General features: G+C 56.3%; 15 protein-coding genes and 4 tRNA genes. 3 read left to right on the top strand and 16 right to left on the bottom strand.

Going from position 1 to position 19,734, the window contains the following annotated elements; genetic code table 11:
• Nucleotides 1-50: 50 nt before the first annotated feature.
• From rpoC to GH659_RS03915, 13 genes are all read right to left on the bottom strand, one after another.
• Nucleotides 51-4,259 carry a DNA-directed RNA polymerase subunit beta' gene (gene rpoC / locus GH659_RS03975; protein WP_211364098.1) on the bottom strand — a complete coding sequence of 1,403 codons (4,209 nt, stop codon included), beginning with the start codon at nt 4,257-4,259 and terminating at the stop codon, nt 51-53.
• An 84-nt stretch (nt 4,260-4,343) separates the two neighbouring features.
• Nucleotides 4,344-8,627 (bottom strand): DNA-directed RNA polymerase subunit beta, encoded by a 4,284-nt coding sequence (gene rpoB, locus GH659_RS03970; RefSeq protein WP_153109468.1) that lies wholly within the window; start codon nt 8,625-8,627, stop codon nt 4,344-4,346.
• A 224-nt stretch (nt 8,628-8,851) separates the two neighbouring features.
• Nucleotides 8,852-9,226: a 50S ribosomal protein L7/L12 gene (gene rplL / locus GH659_RS03965; RefSeq protein WP_153109467.1), complete on the bottom strand. Its 375-nt coding sequence runs from the start codon at nt 9,224-9,226 to the stop codon at nt 8,852-8,854.
• Between the two features lie 56 nt (nt 9,227-9,282).
• A complete protein-coding gene (gene rplJ / locus GH659_RS03960; protein ID WP_153109466.1) occupies nt 9,283-9,786 on the bottom strand; it encodes a 50S ribosomal protein L10 in 504 nt (167 codons plus the stop codon).
• Nucleotides 9,787-10,038: 252 nt separating this feature from the next.
• Complete coding sequence (rplA, locus tag GH659_RS03955) at nt 10,039-10,728, bottom strand: 50S ribosomal protein L1 (RefSeq protein ID WP_153109465.1); 690 nt, start codon at nt 10,726-10,728, stop codon at nt 10,039-10,041.
• A 1-nt stretch (nt 10,729) separates the two neighbouring features.
• A complete protein-coding gene (rplK, locus tag GH659_RS03950) occupies nt 10,730-11,161 on the bottom strand; it encodes a 50S ribosomal protein L11 (RefSeq protein WP_153109464.1) in 432 nt (143 codons plus the stop codon).
• Between the two features lie 101 nt (nt 11,162-11,262).
• Nucleotides 11,263-11,796: a transcription termination/antitermination protein NusG gene (nusG, locus tag GH659_RS03945; RefSeq protein ID WP_153109463.1), complete on the bottom strand. Its 534-nt coding sequence runs from the start codon at nt 11,794-11,796 to the stop codon at nt 11,263-11,265.
• Complete coding sequence (gene secE / locus GH659_RS03940; protein WP_153109462.1) at nt 11,793-12,146, bottom strand: preprotein translocase subunit SecE; 354 nt, start codon at nt 12,144-12,146, stop codon at nt 11,793-11,795. Before secE ends, nusG begins: the two co-directional genes overlap by 4 nt.
• A 16-nt stretch (nt 12,147-12,162) precedes the next feature.
• Nucleotides 12,163-12,238: transfer RNA gene (locus GH659_RS03935), tRNA-Trp, on the bottom strand.
• A 52-nt stretch (nt 12,239-12,290) separates the two neighbouring features.
• Nucleotides 12,291-13,481: an elongation factor Tu gene (gene tuf, locus GH659_RS03930; RefSeq protein WP_153109461.1), complete on the bottom strand. Its 1,191-nt coding sequence runs from the start codon at nt 13,479-13,481 to the stop codon at nt 12,291-12,293.
• Between the two features lie 45 nt (nt 13,482-13,526).
• Nucleotides 13,527-13,601: transfer RNA gene (locus GH659_RS03925), tRNA-Thr, on the bottom strand.
• 35 nt (nt 13,602-13,636) lie between these two features.
• A tRNA-Gly gene (locus tag GH659_RS03920) sits at nt 13,637-13,710 on the bottom strand.
• A 44-nt stretch (nt 13,711-13,754) separates the two neighbouring features.
• A tRNA-Tyr gene (locus GH659_RS03915) sits at nt 13,755-13,839 on the bottom strand.
• A gap of 170 nt (nt 13,840-14,009) precedes the next feature.
• On the opposite strand from GH659_RS03915, the gene GH659_RS03910 reads away from it, so the two are divergent.
• On the top strand, nt 14,010-14,744 hold the full coding sequence (locus GH659_RS03910) for a class I SAM-dependent methyltransferase (RefSeq protein WP_153109460.1): 735 nt from the start codon (nt 14,010-14,012) through the stop codon (nt 14,742-14,744).
• Between the two features lie 9 nt (nt 14,745-14,753).
• Here GH659_RS03910 and GH659_RS03905 read toward each other — a convergent pair whose 3' ends face one another.
• Nucleotides 14,754-15,347: a response regulator gene (locus GH659_RS03905; protein ID WP_246167699.1), complete on the bottom strand. Its 594-nt coding sequence runs from the start codon at nt 15,345-15,347 to the stop codon at nt 14,754-14,756.
• Between GH659_RS03905 and GH659_RS03900 the strand changes: the two genes are divergently transcribed.
• Complete coding sequence (locus GH659_RS03900; RefSeq protein WP_153109458.1) at nt 15,333-16,277, top strand: spermine/spermidine synthase domain-containing protein; 945 nt, start codon at nt 15,333-15,335, stop codon at nt 16,275-16,277. The genes GH659_RS03905 and GH659_RS03900 overlap by 15 nt on opposite strands.
• 23 nt (nt 16,278-16,300) lie before the next feature.
• Here GH659_RS03900 and GH659_RS03895 read toward each other — a convergent pair whose 3' ends face one another.
• Together GH659_RS03895 and GH659_RS03890 are read right to left on the bottom strand one after the other, a co-directional pair.
• Nucleotides 16,301-17,476 carry an EAL and HDOD domain-containing protein gene (locus GH659_RS03895; RefSeq protein WP_153109457.1) on the bottom strand — a complete coding sequence of 392 codons (1,176 nt, stop codon included), beginning with the start codon at nt 17,474-17,476 and terminating at the stop codon, nt 16,301-16,303.
• Nucleotides 17,477-17,519: 43 nt separating this feature from the next.
• A complete protein-coding gene (locus GH659_RS03890) occupies nt 17,520-18,590 on the bottom strand; it encodes a CDP-6-deoxy-delta-3,4-glucoseen reductase (protein ID WP_153109456.1) in 1,071 nt (356 codons plus the stop codon).
• A gap of 64 nt (nt 18,591-18,654) precedes the next feature.
• On the opposite strand from GH659_RS03890, the gene GH659_RS03885 reads away from it, so the two are divergent.
• A complete protein-coding gene (locus tag GH659_RS03885; protein WP_153109455.1) occupies nt 18,655-19,527 on the top strand; it encodes an SDR family oxidoreductase in 873 nt (290 codons plus the stop codon).
• The last annotated feature ends 207 nt before the right edge of the window (nt 19,528-19,734 follow it).

The raw sequence follows: 19,734 nt of genomic DNA, 5'->3' as shown, positions 1-19,734 counted from the left end.
TAGCCCATGCCAACAAAGACCGGTGATTTTAGGAAGTAACTCTCACCAAGTCAACTCACAGCATCTTCCCGGGGACTTTCGTCTCCGACCTGCTTTTCTGTGACGCCGAAAATCTCCGCGCCCAGATCAACTCCGGCTGCATTGCTTTTCCGCATTCTGTGATATGCCAAGCCCGTGCCTGCCGGGATCAAGCGACCGACAATCACGTTCTCCTTCAGCCCGCGAAGTTCGTCACGCTTGCCCATAATCGCTGCCTCGGTAAGAACCCTGGTCGTTTCCTGGAACGAAGCAGCCGAGATGAACGAATCGGTGGACAACGAAGCCTTCGTAATACCGAGCAGAACAGGCTCATAGGTCGCCGGAAGCTTGCCTTCGGCAATCACCTTATCGTTTTCGTCAAGCAAATGTGCTTTTTCGACCTGCTCCCCCCGAATGAACTTGGTATCACCCGGCTCGACAACGATCGCGCGACGAAGCATTTGCCGCACGATGACCTCGATGTGCTTGTCATTGATCTTTACGCCCTGGAGGCGATAGACGTCCTGGACCTCGTCCGTAATATACACGGCCAATGCCTCAACGCCCTGCAAGCGAAGGATGTCATGCGGATCAGGCGCCCCATCGACGATCAACTCACCCTTATTGACCACTTGCCCATCGTGCACCAAAACGTGCTTGTCCTTCGGAATCAGGTACTCATGGGTGACACCCTCAAGATCCGTAATAACGAGACGTTGTTTGCCCTTTGTATCCTTGCCGAACGACACCGTCCCGGTAAATTCCGCCAGCATACCGGCATCTTTTGGTGTCCGGGCTTCGAACAACTCGGCAACACGCGGCAGGCCCCCGGTAATATCGCGGGTCTTCGCCGATTCCTGCGGCAAGCGCGCAAGAACATCCCCGACCGAGATCTGCTGCCCGTCGAGCACGGTGATGATTGCCCCAACCTGGAAAGTAATGGTTACCGGATGATCGCTGCCGTGCATCCGAACTTCTTCGCCGTTTGCGTCATAAAGCTTGACCTGAGGACGAAGCCCCTTGGTTTGCGCCTTCCCGCCGCGTTTCGGATCAATTACAACCAGTGTCGACAGACCCGTAACTTCGTCGATCTGCTTGGCGACGGTAACGCCTTCCTCGACGTTCTCGAACTTCACCTGCCCCGAGTATTCGGCAATGATCGGTCGTGTATGCGGATCCCAAGTGGCGAGCTTCGTGCCCGCCTTGACCTGTTGTCCATCCTCCACCTGAAGCGTGGAGCCATAGGGAACCTTATGCTTTTCCCGTTCACGACCATTGTCGTCGGTCACCAACACCTCACCCGAGCGCGTGATGACAATCTTTTCGCCCTTGGCGCTGGTAACGTAGCGCATCGACGCCGTGAAGCGCACGATGCCCGCGCTCTTGGTTTCGACATGACTCGCCACCGCAGCCCGGGAGGCTGCACCGCCAACGTGGAATGTCCGCATCGTCAGCTGCGTACCCGGCTCACCGATGGACTGGGCCGCGATAACCCCGACCGCTTCCCCAACGTTCACAGGCGTACCCCGACCAAGATCGCGCCCGTAACACTTGGCGCAAAGTCCATATCGGGTATCACAGGTAAGCGGCGTCCTAACCTTGACTTCGTCAATTCCGAGTTGGTCGATCAGATCACACAAATCCTCATCAATCAGGGTGCCGGCATCGATCACCGTCTCGTCAGTCTCTGGATTGACAACATCATAGACCGTAACCCGACCGAGGATTCGGTCACGCAGCGGCTCTATGACCTCGCCACCCTCGATTAGGGCCCGCATCGTCACGCCGTTCTCGGTACCACAGTCATCCTCAATGACAACGAGATCCTGCGTCACGTCGACAAGACGACGCGTCAAATACCCGGAATTCGCGGTCTTCAGCGCCGTATCGGCAAGACCTTTTCGCGCACCGTGGGTCGAAATAAAGTACTGAAGAACGTTCAACCCCTCGCGGAAATTGGTCGTAATCGGCGTTTCGATAATCGATCCGTCCGGCTTGGCCATCAGACCCCGCATCCCTGCCAACTGCCGAATCTGGGCGGCCGAGCCCCGTGCGCCCGAGTCAGCCATCATGTAGATCGAGTTGAAGGACTCTTGCTTGACCTTATTGCCATGCCGATCGATCGCCTCTTCATGACCAAGCTGCTCCATCATCACCTTGGCAACCTGATCGCCGGTGCGCCCCCAGATATCAACGACTTTGTTATAGCGCTCACCATTGGTGACTAGACCATTGGTGTATTGGCTCTCGATTTCCTTGACCTCTTTTTCGGCCGCAGCGATGATTTCGCTCTTTTGCACGGGCACAAGCATGTCGTCCGAACAAATCGAAATACCGCCACGGGTGGCCAAACGATAGCCATTCTGCATTAACTTGTCGGCAAAAACGACGGTCTCCTTCAAACCGCAACGGCGGAATGAAGCATTGATCAGTTTCGATATTTCCTTTTTCTTCAGCGGCTTGTCGATGACGCTAAAAGGCAAACCTTTGGGAAGTATCTCGGAAAGAAGCGCCCGGCCAGCCGTCGTCTGATAACGGGTAACCTTCTCGTCCCAACCGTTTTCCGCATTTCGCTCGTATTCCCGAATACGGACCGACACCTTCGCATGAAGTTCCAGCGTTCCGGCATCCATCGCCCGCGATACCTCTGCGAGGTCCGCAAACACCATGCCCTCGCCCTTCGCATTGATTCGCTCCCGGGTCGCGTAATAGAGCCCCAAAACGATATCTTGCGAAGGAACAATGATCGGATCGCCGTTGGCCGGAGAAAGCACATTATTCGAGGCGAGCATGAGCGTCCGCGCTTCCATCTGCGCCTCAAGGGAAAGCGGCACGTGCACCGCCATCTGGTCACCGTCGAAGTCGGCGTTAAAAGCCGCACAAACCAGCGGGTGAAGCTGGATCGCCTTACCCTCGATAAGGGTCGGTTCGAATGCCTGAATACCCAGGCGGTGTAGCGTCGGGGCTCGGTTGAGCATGATCGGATGCTCTCTGATCACCTCCTCAAGGATGTCCCACACCACCGGCTCCTGCACTTCGACCATCTTTTTCGCTTGCTTGATCGTCGTCGCCAGCCCCATGATTTCAAGGCGGTTAAAGATGAATGGCTTGAACAGCTCAAGCGCCATCAGCTTCGGCAAACCACACTGGTGCAATTTGAGCTGGGGACCGACCACGATGACAGAGCGACCGGAATAGTCGACGCGTTTCCCCAACAAATTCTGCCGGAAGCGCCCCCCCTTGCCCTTGATCATGTCGGCAAGTGACTTGAGCGGCCGCTTGTTGGCGCCGGTCATTGCCTTACCGCGGCGTCCATTATCCAGCAGGGAGTCGACGGCTTCCTGCAGCATCCGCTTTTCGTTACGCACGATGATTTCAGGAGCCTTGAGCTCCAGCAAGCGCTTCAGACGGTTGTTGCGGTTGATGACGCGGCGATAGAGATCATTCAGGTCAGAAGTCGCAAAACGACCGCCGTCGAGCGGCACGAGCGGACGCAAGTCCGGCGGCAGCACGGGCAACACTTCCAGGATCATCCATTCCGGCTTGATTCCGGACTTCTGGAAGCCTTCAAGAATCTTCAGGCGCTTGGAGTATTTTTTGCTCTTCGTTTCCGACGTCGTCGATTCCAGCTCGGCGCGAAGATGATCAACTTCGCTGTTAATGTCGATGGAGCGCAACAGCTCGCGCACGCCTTCCGCGCCCATCGCCGCGTAGAAGTCGTCGCCATACTCCTCGACCTTCGCCAGATAGTCGTCTTCCGTCAAAAGTTGACCGCGGTTCAATGGCGTCATGCCGGGGTCGCAGACGACGAATGCTTCGAAATACAGGACGCGTTCGATATCGCGCAATGTCATGTCGAGCACCATGCCAAGCCGGCTTGGCAAGCTCTTCAGGAACCAGATATGCGCCACGGGCGAGGCCAGCTCGATATGCGCCATGCGTTCGCGCCGGACCTTCGACAGAGTGACTTCAACACCACATTTTTCGCAGATGACACCACGATGCTTGAGTCGCTTGTACTTACCGCACAGACACTCGTAATCCTTCACCGGTCCGAAAATCTTCGCGCAAAAGAGGCCGTCGCGCTCCGGTTTGAATGTACGGTAGTTAATCGTTTCCGGCTTCTTTACCTCACCGTAAGACCATGACCGAATTTTGTCAGGTGACGCCAAACCAATCGTAATCGCATCGAATTGTTCTTCTTGCGTTACCTGTTTAAACAAATCAAGCAATGCTTTCATTTTTCACTCCGTTCGGGGTGAGAACCCCAAATCTTTGGCTGCCGACCAGCGGCAGCCGCCATCGCACTACTGCCGAGCGCTATTTCAATAGCGGTCCAGATCGATATCGATCGCCAGCGAGCGAATTTCCTTAACCAGTACGTTGAAGGACTCAGGCATCCCGGCATCAATTTTGTGATCGCCCTTGACGATGCTTTCATAGACCTTCGTACGTCCGTTGACGTCATCCGACTTGACCGTCAGCATTTCCTGCAGGACATACGATGCACCGTAGGCTTCGAGTGCCCACACTTCCATCTCACCGAAGCGCTGACCGCCGAACTGCGCCTTACCGCCAAGCGGCTGCTGGGTCACCAGAGAGTACGGACCAGTTGAACGGGCATGCATCTTGTCATCAACCAAGTGGTGAAGCTTCAAGAAGTGCATGTAGCCAACAGTTACGGGGCGCTCATATTGCTCGCCGGTCCGGCCATCGAACAGGACCATCTGGCCCGACTCAGGCATACCGGCCAATCGGAGCATTAACTTGATTTCCTGTTCCTTGGCGCCGTCGAAAACCGGCGTGGCAAACGGCACACCGTCCTTCAGGTTGCGCGCCATTTCGACAAGTTCGCCATCCGTCAGTTGCCCGAGATCCTCCGGCTTGCCGGCACCGTTATAGACCTGTTCCAGGAACTCCCTGAGTTCCTTCGCGCTGGCTTGACGACGCAACATCGCCCCGATCTTCAAGCCAAGACCCTTGGCCGCAAGTCCGAGGTGAACCTCGAGAATCTGACCGACGTTCATTCGCGACGGAACACCCAGCGGATTGAGAACGATATCGACCGGATTGCCATCGGCATCGTACGGCATATCCTCGACCGGTACGATACGCGACACCACACCCTTGTTCCCGTGACGACCGGCCATCTTGTCGCCCGCCTGAAGCCGCCGCTTTACGGCAACGTAGACTTTGACCATTTTCTGCACGCCCGGAGGCAGTTCATCGCCCTGCGTCAGCTTCTTGCGCTTTTCCTCGAAGGCGATATCAAAGTCCTTCCGGGTCTGCTCAAGACCTTCGCGTAGCGACTCGAGCTGATGCGCCACTTCATCATCGGCCATACGAATATCGAACCAATGAAGCTGCTCGATGCTCGCGAGATAGTCCTTTGTAATTTCACTGCCTTTAGCCAGGCGCTTCGGGCCGCCATTCGCCGTCTTGCCGACGATCAGACGTTCCACGCGCTCCATGGCGTCACGCTGAACAATACGCAGTTGATCGGCAAGATCAAGCTTGTAACCGCGCAGGTGGTCATCAATAATCGATTGCGCACGCTTGTCTCGCTCAATGCCTTCCCGTGTAAAGACCTGAACGTCGATAACGGTTCCGGAGATCCCGGACGGAACCCGCAACGAGGTATCTTTAACGTCGGATGCCTTCTCGCCAAAAATGGCGCGCAGGAGCTTCTCCTCAGGCGTCAACTGCGTTTCGCCCTTCGGGGTCACTTTCCCAACCAGCACATCGCCTGCTTCGACCTCTGCGCCGATGTACACGATGCCGGATTCGTCAAGCCGCGATAGCTGAACTTCGCCCAGCGAAGCGATATCGCGGGTAATTTCTTCCGGCCCGAGTTTCGTATCCCGGGCAACGACGGTCAATTCCTCAACGTGAATCGAGGTATAGCGGTCTTCCGCGACTACGCGCTCGGAAATCAGGATCGAATCTTCGAAGTTATAGCCATTCCACGGCATGAACGCAATGCGCATGTTCTGCCCGAGCGCCAACTCCCCTTTATCGGTAGACGCGCCATCGGCGACAACGTCCCCCTTCGCGATCAGATCCCCCACCCGCACTTGGGGCCGCTGGTTGATATTCGTGTTTTGATTGGAGCGGGTGTATTTGACGAGGTTATAGATATCAACCCCGACTTCGCCCGGAACGGTCTCGTCATCGTTGACGCGAACAACGATCCGCGAAGCGTCTACGTAGTCGACCTTCCCCCCCCGCAGAGCCTGCACCGCGGTACCCGAGTCGACCGCCACCGTACGCTCGATACCGGTACCGACAAGTGGCTTTTCGGGACGCAGGCACGGCACGGCCTGACGCTGCATGTTGGCGCCCATCAAGGCACGGTTTGCGTCGTCGTGCTCAAGGAATGGAATCAGCGACGCCGCCACGGAAACAATCTGACCCGGCGCCACGTCCATATACTGCACACGCGCCGGTTCAGCCAGGATCGTTTCACCCTTTTCACGACAGGTAACGAGTTCATCGACGAGCCCGCCGTCCTCACCGAGCGCGGCATTGGCCTGCGCGATGATGTAACGGCCTTCTTCGATCGCGGACAGATATTCGATTTCATCCGTCACTTTCCCGCCAACAACCTTGCGATACGCGGTCTCGAGGAACCCGTATTCGTTGGTGCGCGCATAGAGCGCCAGCGAGTTAATCAGACCGATGTTAGGACCTTCCGGCGTCTCAATCGGGCACCCCCGTCCATAATGCGTCGGATGAACGTCGCGAACTTCAAAGCCGGCTCGCTCGCGGGTAAGACCGCCCGGGCCCAATGCAGATACACGACGCTTATGCGTAATTTCCGAAAGCGGGTTGGTCTGATCCATGAACTGCGAAAGCTGGCTTGACCCAAAAAATTCCCGGACGGCCGCGCTAATGGGTTTCGCATTGATAAGATCGTGCGGCATCAAATTCTCGGACTCGGCCTGCGAGAGTCGCTCCTTCACTGCCCGCTCGACGCGCACCAAGCCCGCGCGGAACTGGTTCTCGGCAAGCTCGCCAACCGATCTGACACGCCGGTTACCAAGGTGGTCGATATCATCGATATCGCCCCGGCCATTACGCAGATCGACCAGAATCTTGATGACTTCCACGATGTCCCGCGGCGAGAGCGTCAATTGCTCGCGCACTTCGCATGCAACGCCCAACGCTTTCAAGGAAACGGCAAGTTCGTTAGCCGCGGCCTTCGTCACATTTTCCGCAACCGAACGCGCCCCGTAAACCAACTCGCCAAACAGCTGCTCCAGCGCCTCGGGCGCCGCACCTGTCTTCTCACCGATCAACTTGATGATTGCATCACGCTTGCTCGGGACGTGCCGGATCATGGCTTTATATTCAACCACTTCAGCGCGCGAAACGCGCCGGTTGAACTTCATTCGCCCGACTGCAGACAGGTCATAACGTTCATCGGAGTAAAACAGACCGTTGAACAGAATCTCCACCGCCTCTTCCGTAGGAGGCTCGCCTGGCCGCATCATCCGGTAGATCGCAATTCGCGCGGCCTGCCGGGAAACTGTCTCGTCCGTACGCAACGTCTGCGAAATAAAGCCGCCACAATCGAGATCGTTGATATAGAGCGTCTGGAGTTCTTCTACGCCGGCCTCGACGAGTTTTTCAAGCAGCGCCTCTGTAATCTCATCGTTTGCGTTCGCGAGAATCTCGCCAGTTTCGCGATCAACGATGTTTTGTGCGACCACACGCCCGAGCAGATAATCTTCAGAAACGGCAATCTGCCGAATCCCTGCGGAATCGAGCTCGCGGATATGCTTGGCCGTGATGCGCTTGTCCTTGGCAACAATCACTTTCCCGGATTGATCACAGAAATCGAACCGCGCGACCTCGCCACGGAGCCGCTCAGGCACCAAGTGAAGTTCGAATCGGCGCGCTTTGATCTCAAACGTATCGAACGCGAAAAACTCCCTCAGGATTTGTTCCGAATTAAGCCCAATCGCCTTCAACAAGGTGGTCACAGGCATCTTCCGACGTCGGTCAACTCGGAAGTAGAGGATGTCCTTCGCGTCAAATTCGAAGTCCAGCCATGACCCACGATACGGAATGACGCGTGCGGAAAAAAGGAGTTTCCCCGAACTGTGAGTCTTGCCTCGGTCATGCTCGAAAAACACGCCGGGCGAGCGATGCAATTGCGAAACGATCACCCGCTCAGTTCCATTGATTACGAACGAACCGGTCGTGGTCATGAGCGGAATTTCGCCCATATACACTTCCTGCTCTTTAACCTCCTTCACCGTATCGGGCGATTCGCGATCCATAATCACCAAGCGCACCTTTGCCCGCAGGGCAGATGCGAATGTCAAGCCACGCTGCTGGCACTCCTTGACATCGAACGCCGGCTCGGCCAACGCGTAGCTGACAAATTCGAGCCTCGCATTCCCGCTATGGCTAACAATCGGAAAAATCGAGGTGAAAGCCGCCTGCAGACCTTGATTTTTGCGCTGGGCGGGTGGCAAAGCCGCCTGGAGAAATGAGGTGAAAGATTCGAGTTGCGTTGCCAACAAGAACGGAACGTCAAGCACGTTGGCGCGCTTAGCGAAACTCTTGCGGATACGTTTTTTCTCGGTATAGGAGTAGGTCATGGTCGCTCCGAGCACAGAATGCAAAAATCCGACGGCGAAACCCGGCTTAGGAAAGCTTCACGCCGGGGGCAATGGACAAACGGAAAAACAAATCTCACTAGATCAGTCGCAGATGATTTGCGCTTGCGTTTGTCCATCACTGTTTGAACGGGATCACCGCTCAAACGGAAAGCACAAAAAGGCTGGCTGCGATTAAGCAGCCAGCCTCGTTCTCAAAAACAAGATTACTTGATTTCGACCTTGGCACCAGCGTCTTCGAGCTGCTTCTTGAGCGCCTCGGCGTCAGCCTTAGCAACACCTTCCTTGATGGGCTTCGGAGCACCATCAACAAGATCCTTCGCCTCTTTCAGGCCCAGACCGGTGGCTGCACGAACAACCTTGATGACTTCAACTTTCTTGTCACCAGCGCCGGTGAGCACAACCGTGAACTCGGTCTGCTCTTCAGCCGGCGCAGCAGCGGCACCGGCGGCGGGACCAGCAACTGCCATCGCAGCAGCCGACACACCAAACTTTTCTTCGAATGCCTTGACCAGGTCATTCAAATCCATAACCGTCATATTGCCGACAGCTTCGAGAATATCTTCTTTGGTAATTGCCATAATTAATTACTCCTAAATCTGAATACTTGATTCTGTGAAACACAAACGAACCGGGCTTAAACAGCCGCTTCCGCCTGCTCGCGTTGTTTTGCCAATGCACCCAGCGCAACAGCGAAGCCGGAAACCGGCGCCTTCATCACGCCAAGCAGTTTGGCCAGCAGTTCTTCGCGGCTCGGGATGGACGCAAGAGCCTGAACTCCAGCCTTGTCCATGACCTTTCCAGCATACGAACCGGCTTTGAGCACCAATTTATCGTTGCTTTTCGCAAAATCATTCAGCACTTTTGCTGCAGCAACAGGATCTTGTGAGATGCCGTAGATCAACGGTCCGGTCATCTGCTCGGCCAACCCATCAAACGGGGTACCCGCAACAGCACGACGAACCAAGGTGTTTTTCAAAACACGCAGGTACACTCCCGACTTGCGAGCTTGCGCGCGCAATTTCGTGAGATTGGCAACCTCCAGACCACTATACTCGGCCACAACAATGGTCTGGGCGGATGCTACCTGAGCAGACACCTCTGCTACGACTGCTTTCTTTTCATCTAGATTGAGACCCACAGGCCTTTCCTCCTAAGCAAGTCAATTTACGACGCCAGTTTGGCGTCGCCCCCACGGCGACCAAGCCAAGAACTTTCTCTAGCTGCAGCACGGCAGTCAGATTCAAATCCAGCTTAGGGCTCACCGTCTGCGCAGGTATCATTAAGCCTCGATGTAATCTAGGCGCCTGCGGTCTTTGACGTTCTGCAGTACATATAGCCGTACTGCAGCCCAAAGATTTTCGGGGTCGCATGGACCCCGTATTCAACTCTATTACAGCGAAGCGGCGTCAACCCGAACGCCTGGCCCCATGGTACTGGATACGGCGATCTTCTTCAGATACTGACCCTTCGATGTCGCTGGCTTTGCTTTCACCAGCGCATCAATCAGCGCCTTAAGGTTTTCCTCAAGCTGAGCAACTTCGAACGACGCACGCCCAATGGTGCTGTGAACAATCCCGCCCTTGTCGGTACGGTACTGCACTTGGCCTGCCTTCGCATTTTTGACAGCAGTCGTGACATCCATGGTCACCGTGCCAACCTTCGGGTTAGGCATCAGCCCACGCGGACCGAGAATCTGACCCAGCTGACCGACAACCCGCATTGCATCGGGCGTGGCGATAACAACATCAAAGTTAATGTTGCCGCCCTTAATCTCTGCGGCAAGATCGTCAAAGCCAACGATATCAGCACCGGCTTCTTTCGCAGCCGACGCTTTCTCACCCTGAGCAAACACCGCAACGCGCACACTCTTACCTGTACCTGCCGGCAGAACAACCGAGCCACGGACGAGCTGGTCGGACTTGCGTGCATCGATCCCGAGACTGACCGCAATGTCGATCGACTCGTCGAACTTGGCCGTAGCCAGCTCCTTGGCGAGCTTCAGCGCGTCCGATACTCCATAATTCTTGCTGCAGTCAAGCTTCCCCTGCACAGCCTTTTGGCGCTTCGTCAATCCAGCCATATCAAACCCCCTCCACCGTAATGCCCATCGAACGCGCGCTTCCTGCAATGGTGCGAACAGCGGCATCCATATCGGCAGCGGTCAGATCAGGCATCTTTTGGGTCGCAATAGCTTCGCACTGCGCGCGCGTCAGCTTACCAACCTTGTCTGTGTGCGGACGAGCACTACCCTTTTGCACACCAGCCGCCTTCTTGATCAGAATCGTCGCCGGCGGCGTCTTCATCACAAAGGTGAAGCTCTTATCCGCGAAGGCAGTAATAACCACCGGAATCGGCAGACCAGGTTCTACTCCCTGAGTCTGGGCATTGAATGCCTTACAGAATTCCATGATATTGAGGCCACGCTGACCGAGAGCGGGACCAATTGGCGGCGACGGATTAGCCTTTCCCGCCGGCACTTGCAGCTTGATATAGCCGACAATTTTTTTTGCCACAGCAATACTCCTTAAAACGGGTGCAAACGCGCAGCATGCGCTCCCCAAACAAAAAGCGACCCATAGGCCGCATACCTCGCGCCAAAGCGCAATCTTTAGACTCAGGCCTTATCGACCTGACCGAACTCTAGCTCCACCGGAGTTGCGCGCCCGAAGATAGTCACCGAAACACGAAGTCTATTTTTCTCGTAATTAACGTGCTCGACCGTGCCATGAAAATCGGTAAAGGGACCTTCTTTGACACGCACAACCTCACCAGGCTCAAAGAGAACTTTTGGCTTCGGCTTTTCAACCCCGTCCTGCATTTGCTGCAGAATCTTCTCTACTTCCCTTTCGGAAATCGGGCTCGGCCTGTTCGCAGCGCCGCCAACAAAACCAGTCACTTTCGGAGTGCTTTTCACGAGATGCCACGTTTCGTCGTTCATTTCCATCTCGACGAGCACGTACCCTGGGAAAAACTTTCTCTCCGAAATGCTTTTCTGCCCTTGCTTGAGTTCCACCACCTCTTCAACCGGCACCAATATGCGCCCAAATTGCGCATCCATGCCTTGCCGCTGAACGCGCTCGGTCAACGCCCGCTGAACACTTTTCTCAAACCCGGAATAGGCATGAACCACATACCATCGCTTGCTCATACCTTCCTCCAGCCGAGGACCAGATCGTAAAAGACCCACTCCAAACTCTTATCTGTAGCCCAAAGAAAGACCGCCATGATTACGACAAACGCAAAGACAAGCCCGGTCGCCTGCATTGTTTCTTTCCGCGTCGGCCAAACGACTTTCTTGGCCTCATTAACCGATTCACTCGCAAAAGAAAAAAACCGCTGCCCTGGCTCCGTCCGCCAAGCAACGGCCAAACACAAACCAACACCAACCAGCACCGCAACCACACGCAGCACCAAAGCCTGCTCGGATAGAAGATAGAAGCCTACAACACCAAGAACAAGAAGGAGCAGCGCCAACGCAAATTTGATTTTATCGGTCATTTCGTCAGCAATTTTATGGCAGGGGCAGAGGGAATCGAACCCCCAACCTTCGGTTTTGGAGACCGACGCTCTGCCAGTTGAGCTATACCCCTGCAGCAGAGACACGAGGCACACAGGCTTGTGCGCCTCGCATATTCGGAAGTGTTACTCGATAATCTTGGCGACGACGCCGGCACCAACGGTACGACCACCTTCGCGAATCGCGAAGCGCAGACCGTCTTCCATGGCGATCGGGCAGATCAGCTTGACCGTCATCGAGATGTTGTCACCCGGCATAACCATTTCCACACCTTCCGGCAGGGCGATGGCACCCGTCACGTCCGTGGTACGGAAGTAGAACTGCGGGCGGTAGTTGTTGAAGAACGGGGTGTGACGACCACCTTCGTCTTTCGACAACACGTACACTTCACCCGTGAAGTGGGTGTGCGGGGTGATCGAGCCTGGCTTGGCCAGAACCTGGCCGCGCTCAACATCTTCACGCTTGGTGCCGCGCAGCAGAACGCCGACGTTGTCGCCTGCCTGACCTTGGTCGAGCAGCTTGCGGAACATTTCAACACCGGTACAGATGGTCTTGACGGTGGGCTTGATACCGACGATTTCGATTTCTTCGCCAACCTTGACGATGCCGCGCTCAACACGACCGGTGACCACGGTACCGCGGCCCGAGATGGAGAAGACGTCTTCGATCGGGAGCAGGAAGGGCTTGTCAACCGCACGTTCCGGCGTCGGAATATAACTGTCGAGCGCGTCGGCCAGACGGAAGATGGCGGCTTCGCCAATTTCGCTCTGGTCGCCTTCGAGCGCCTTGAGGGCGGAGCCCTTGATGATCGGCACGTCGTCGCCCGGGAAGTCGTACTTGGAAAGAAGCTCGCGCACTTCCATTTCAACGAGTTCGAGCAGCTCTTCGTCGTCCACCATATCGCACTTGTTCAGGAAGACGATGATGTAAGGCACGCCCACTTGGCGAGCCAGCAGGATGTGTTCGCGGGTCTGCGGCATGGGGCCGTCAGCGGCCGAACACACCAGAATGGCGCCGTCCATCTGGGCGGCACCGGTAATCATGTTCTTGACGTAGTCGGCGTGACCCGGGCAGTCAACGTGAGCATAGTGACGGGTCGCCGTTTCGTATTCAACGTGCGCGGTGTTAATGGTAATACCTCGCGCCTTTTCTTCCGGCGCCGCATCAATCTGGTCGTAGGCCTTCGCCTCACCACCAAACTTCTTCGACAGAATCGTCGTGATCGCCGCCGTCAGCGTCGTCTTGCCATGGTCAACGTGACCAATCGTGCCGACGTTTACGTGCGGCTTCGTACGTTCAAATTTTGCCTTAGCCATGCCGGTACCTCAGAACATTAGAAATTAAAAACCAAGCGCTTATCGTGGTGCCCATGGGCAGGATTGAACTGCCGGCCTCTCCCTTACCAAGGGAGTGCTCTACCACTGAGCTACATGGGCATCTTCACTACAACCACAAAACATAGCCGCAAGAATGGAGCGGGTGAAGGGAATCGAACCCTCGTCTTAAGCTTGGAAGGCTTCAGCTCTACCATTGAGCTACACCCGCAAAACCACCGACCCGCAGCACCTTCAGCAAACACGCGGTATTCTTGGTGGAGGGAGAAGGATTCGAACCTTCGAAGGCAGAGCCGTCAGATTTACAGTCTGATCCCGTTGGCCACTTGGGTATCCCTCCAACTAGGAACGTGAAATTCTGCCACCAACGATTAACACTGTCAAATACTTTTTTATTTTTTTGAGCTAACCTGTCACCTGACCAGTCCGTGTTCGCCAGTCCGTCCAATGCCGCAAGCAATCACAACCCGCAATACCCCTAAAAAGAGCGCATGCACAAACTCCTCACTCATGAGGCAAGTCGTTCTGCAGTTCGGTGCATTTTTGCTAGCGCTTGCTCTTTCATGGCCACATTCCGCTTTGCACGACGAACAATTGCCGTGGCCGCAAACTGCGTTTGCGATTGGCGCAATCGCTTTTGTACTGGCTCACGTTGCGAAAGAGCGCTGGTGGTGGAAAGCTATCCACACTATCTTTGCGCCATCGGTTGCGATAGCTGGCACGCTTCACACTCCCCCGGAGTGGTATCTCTTTGGACTGATCACCCTCCTACTGTTTTACCGCGGCGCACTATCAGGCCAGGTCCCGCTCTATCTATCAAACCGTGCGGCAATTGCCGCCCTCTCCCAAATCATTGCCAGACAAAAACAAATCCGGTTCATCGACCTTGGCGCCGGAACTGGCAGCGTTGCATACCGGTTGGCACAAAACTTTCCGGACACACATGTCTCTGGAATCGAGAATGCTCCCGCCAGTTGGCTAATTGGCTACCTGCGCACACGCGGCAAAAAAAATTGCCACTGGCGCTGGGGAGACATATGGAAAACAGACCTCAGCCATTGCAACATTGCCTATGCGTTCCTATCCCCAGCCCCCATGACAAGGCTCTGGGAAAAAGCCCGCAACGAAATGCCTCCAGGCAGCCTCCTCATTAGCAACAGTTTCCCGATCGAAGACGTCGAAGCAACTGAAATCATTGACGTCGACGACACACGGCGCTCCAAGCTGTATTGCTACCGGATTTAGGCCGGTGCGCTAAAGGCGAACTCCCCGCTGGGCGATACTCACCATAGCTTGCGTCCGACTGGACACCCCCAGCACCTTAAAAATCGTCGTCAGATGAATCTTCACGGTACCCTCCGACAAACCAAGCTGGTTGGCAATATCCCGATTCGACTTGCCGCTCGCCATTAACCCGAGAACCTCGGCCTGGCGCCCGGTCAAACCAAGTTCCGTGGGATCAACATCCCCACCAATCGGAAAGGTTGGAGAATTTGCGGCTGAGAGCATCATTTTTTGATCCGGCTTGCACACACGACCAGCCATGGCCTCGCGAAGAACCGCCAACAACTGCTCGCTGGAATAGGCCTTTGACACGAAGCCGGAGGCGCCACACTTCATCGCCTTGTCAACCGTGTTTGCGTCGTCATACGCGGAGAGTATGACGACGGGCATCGCCGGATAACGCTGCCGAAACGTCCGCAGGCACGACAGCCCATCCAGCCCGGGCAACCCCAAATCAAGAACGGTAAGATCCATGGCATGCCGCTCCAGAAGGGCGCTCGCGCCCTCAAAATCGGCCACGCCGAACACTTCAATACCCGATCCGAGCTGATGCAGAATTTGCACCAGACCTTCCCTGACCAACGCGTGGTCCTCTACGACAAGCAGTTTGGGCATAGCAAAAAACTCTTCATCGAAATAACCTGGCCCGACTCTAACACCAACGGGGAATCAAGAAAATCTGCGTTAAGCACGCTTGCCGCCACCACCAACACAAACGACAGCACCTACCTTCACTGCGATAATGCACAAATGAAAACGCACGACAGCACGAACAACTTGACGAGCCGCGCGCTCGTCCATGAAGAAAACGGCGAACTCACCTTACACTTTGGAGGCCCAACCATCCAAAGCAGAATGTCGCAGAAGGACTCGTCCCACCTTGTCCTTGATTACACCCGCGCGATGATGGGTTTTCTGTTTTTCCTCCCCAGCCCGAAGCGCATTGTCATGATAGGACTAGGCGGCGGATCCATCGCCAAGTACTGCCGCAGTTCGCTTCCCACGTGCGCTTTTGATGCCGTCGAAATTTCTCCGCACGTCATTGCGCTGCGGAAAAAGTTCGACATCCCCGACGACGGGCCGCTGTTTCGTGTTGCACAGGATGACGGCGCCCGTTTCATCAGGCACCTTCACGACCAGATTGATGTGCTCATCGTTGACGGCTTCGACCGGGACGGACAACCGGAAAGCCTGAGCTCGCTGACCTTTTACGACGACTGTTACAGCGCATTACGCAGCGACGGCATGCTGGTCGTCAACCTGTGCGCCGATGACGATCGACACGGGATTTATCTTGACCGGATCCGTCAGATTTTCGGAAGCCAGACACGCATGATCAAAACGGATGACGGCACGAACACCATTGTCTTCGCCAGCAAAAGCAAGCGCTTCCCGATCAATTTCGCCGACATGGCAGAACGCCTGCGCCGCCTTGAGCCCGTGCACGCCATCGAGCTCGACAGAACGGCGCTCAAAATCCTCAACAGCCAATAACCGCATCCGCCAACGATGGAGCGTTACAGCTCCATCGTTCCGGCAAAAGCCAGCGCCTGCAGCTGCGCACGATTGAACTGCTCAGGCATGAGGCCCAGCATCATGACCTGCTCGGCCAGCGCCTGCGCATCCTCGCCTTCGCTGGCTCTGGCCAAATCAAGGAATGGGCCATACATGCCACCACGGCCAAGCAGCGCATCACTGATCGACTCCGGCAAGCTCATCGATTCGAGAATGCTCTCCATGCTGACGCCAAGAAGCGGCTCAAGCATCGAAAACGCCCCGGTGATGAAGAGATTGTCGTATTCCTGCCGATCAACGAGGCCATGCGACAAGACTTCCATCAGACGCGCGCGCGTCAGCGAAGTATGCAGGAGCGCCGGAGCCATCGGGTCTTTGCTCGCCGTCGCCAGAAGCAACGACAACCACTTGTTCAATTTCTCGTACCCGAGAATGGTCACCGCATGGCGGAACGACTGGATTTCGCAGGAGAGTCCGAAACCGGCCGAATTGATGTAGCGCAGCAATTTGTAGGACAGCGCAACGTCCTGCTTCAACGCGGCTTCGATCTCTCGAACATCCGCATTCTTGCGCACCAGATTCATGATCCGGATGATTTGCGCCTGCCCCGGATTAAGCGCCTTCGCCGCAGGCTTGGACGGGTTCGTGAAAAACCAGCTCGCCGCCGCACTGAGCCCCGCTTCCAGACAAGCGTTAAACGACGGTCCGTCCGGCACATTAAAGGCAATCGGAATACCGAACGACTGCGTTTGCGCGGCCATGACCTTCAACTGGGCCAAGGTATGGCGCTGAGCGTCAAAGCCGATGAAGCGGAATTTGAGACCCGACGTCAGCGCGGTCTTCGCATGCTCGTCAACGCCAAGACACAAGGAAATCGTCCCGCCCTGAAGGGCTGCGACAAGATCGGCCGCGCCCGATCCGGCCAATGCTGCTCCCGGGATTTCGATGACCGCATTTTCGGGCACCGGCCATTCCAGCACGGACGCATCGACCGGCGCACCGACCACGCTGACAAAAACGAGCTTCTCTTCCTGCGGCCAGCATTCCTGCAATCCGTCGAGCACCGCCGCGGCATCCTCTGCCGTCGCCCCCTCCCCGAGATGCAGGCGCAAGCGGATGGCGATGATCTTGCTCTGGCGATTGACCAGAGGCTGTCTAGAAATATGTATGTCCGGCATTGTTCTTGTAGTCTTTAACAAAATCGGTGAAAAACGAACAACGTTATCCGCGGATTGCGCCGCTGTGTGCGTCGGCGGAAAACTCGAAAGCATCGGAGAAGAATTCCTCCACCGGCAGACTGCATTGTCCGACAAAATCGCGGCGAGCGGCAGCCACCATGGCTGGCGAACCGCTCACGTAAGCCTGATAACCGGACAAATCGGGGAAGTCCTGCATCGCCGCCTGATGCACCAACCCCGTCCGCCCGCCCCAGCAATCGGCAGGAGCCGGCTCGGACAACACCGCCACAAAGCGGATGAAAGCATGCTCCATCGCCCACCGTTCGGCCAATGACAGCAAATAGAGATCATCCTTTTGGCGCCCGCCCCAGTAAATCGTCATTTGAGGCGGGGTAGCTTCGGAATTTTCCGCAGCCCGCATGATGACCTCCTCGACGATCGCCTTGATCGGCGCGAACCCCGTCCCACCGGCGATGAGCAGCATCGGTTTCGGCCCCCCGTTCTCCACCAAGGAGGGATCACGCAGATAAAAGGTGCCATGCGGCCCGGAAAAGCGGAGCAAATCACGCTCCTTCATGTGCTCAAACACATGCCCGGTGAACTCGCCCCCCGGCACCCGGCGGACATGCAACTCGAGCAACGATGCGTTGTGCGGCGCGCTCGCCAGCGAAAACGCCCGCCGCCGTCCGTCCTTGAGCAGAATCTCGATATATTGCCCGGGACGATAGACAAACCGTTCTGCCAGAGGGAGTTTAAGCTCGATAATCATCACATCCGGCGCCGCGCGGATCATCTTATTCACCTTGGCGGGGAGCGTTCTGACCGGCACCGACTGCTCGACGCGCAAATCGCGGCATTCGATGGTCAGATCGCACAAAGGTCGGGCACAGCAAAACAAGGCGTCGCCGGCCGCCCGATCCTCTTCGCTCAGCGTCTGCACAAGCGCCTTTCCGTGATCCACCTGACCGCTCAAGACCCTGCCGCGACAGACACCACAAGAGCCGTCGCGACAACCATGCGGCAACAGCAGCCCCTGGCGAAGCGCCGCATCAAGCACGGTCTCGCCCGGACCAGCCTCGAACGCATGCGGACCGGGATAAGCAATGATCTTCATTCTGGCGCTCCTCGCAATGCACCGGCATCCGCTCTGAGCCAAACGAATCCGCTAAAATCGTCCGGTGCAGAAACTACTCATTATCGGGGCCGGCGACATCGCCCGCCGCACCCTTCCCATTCTAAAAGACCGCTTCCGGATCTTCGCCCTCGTTCACTCGCCCGAACAGCAGGACGAGTGGCGTTCGCTGGGCGTTCGCCCGGTGATGGCCAACCTCGACGACCGGCACAGTCTTGTCCGGCTGGCTGGACTGGCCGATTTTGTGCTGCATTTCGCCCCACCGCCGGCTCGTGGCCTGACCGACGACCGGACTCGCCGGCTGCTCGCCGTTTTATGCCGTGCGCAAAGCCTGCCACAACGAATTGTCTACATTAGCACCAGCGGCGTATATGGCGACTGCGGCGGAGAGAAGGTGGCCGAAACGCGCCCGTTGCACCCGACCACCCCGCGGGCAAAACGGCGGGCCGACGCAGAACAGCGACTACGTGCATTCGGCGCCCACCATAAAACATGTGTCTGCATCTTGCGCGCACCTGGCATTTATGCAGCGGACCGTCTCCCGCTCGAACGATTGCGCAAGGCCACGCCGGTACTGCAGGCCGAGGATGACGTGTTCACCAACCACATCCATGCCGACGATCTGGCACGCCTGACCTGGGCCGCCTTGCGTCACGGCCGTCCGAATCGCTGTTATAACGCCAGCGATGATTCCGGCATGAAAATGGGCGACTATTTCGATCTTGTCGCCGACCGTTTCGGCCTGCCGCGACCACCGCGCATTTCGCGCGAAATGGCCGAAACGAAGATTCCCCCGGTACAGCGCTCGTTCATGAGCGAGTCGCGGCGACTCGACAACACGCGCATCAAAAAAGAGCTTCGCGCAAAGCTCCGCCACCCCCACGTTTCCGACGCTCTAAACCCGCCGCACGCCGTATGACAAATCATGGAAATGCAGGGCAATCGCACCAAACCCGAAATGCCACCGTCGTGAACATGCCAAAATAGCCGTTCACAATCAATCAGTTACAAAGGGGCTGTTCACAGGGCGTTGATTTGTGTAGTTTTCTGTCTTTTTGGGTGGCGTATGGAGACGGAGAAAGCGGCTACGGCAAATCAACGAGTCTCGCTGACGGAGGTCTTTTCG

It is taken from the genome of Propionivibrio limicola (assembly GCF_009469695.1).
Classification (GTDB): domain Bacteria; phylum Pseudomonadota; class Gammaproteobacteria; order Burkholderiales; family Rhodocyclaceae; genus Propionivibrio; species Propionivibrio limicola.
This window is presented reverse-complemented; position numbering and strand designations above follow the sequence as displayed.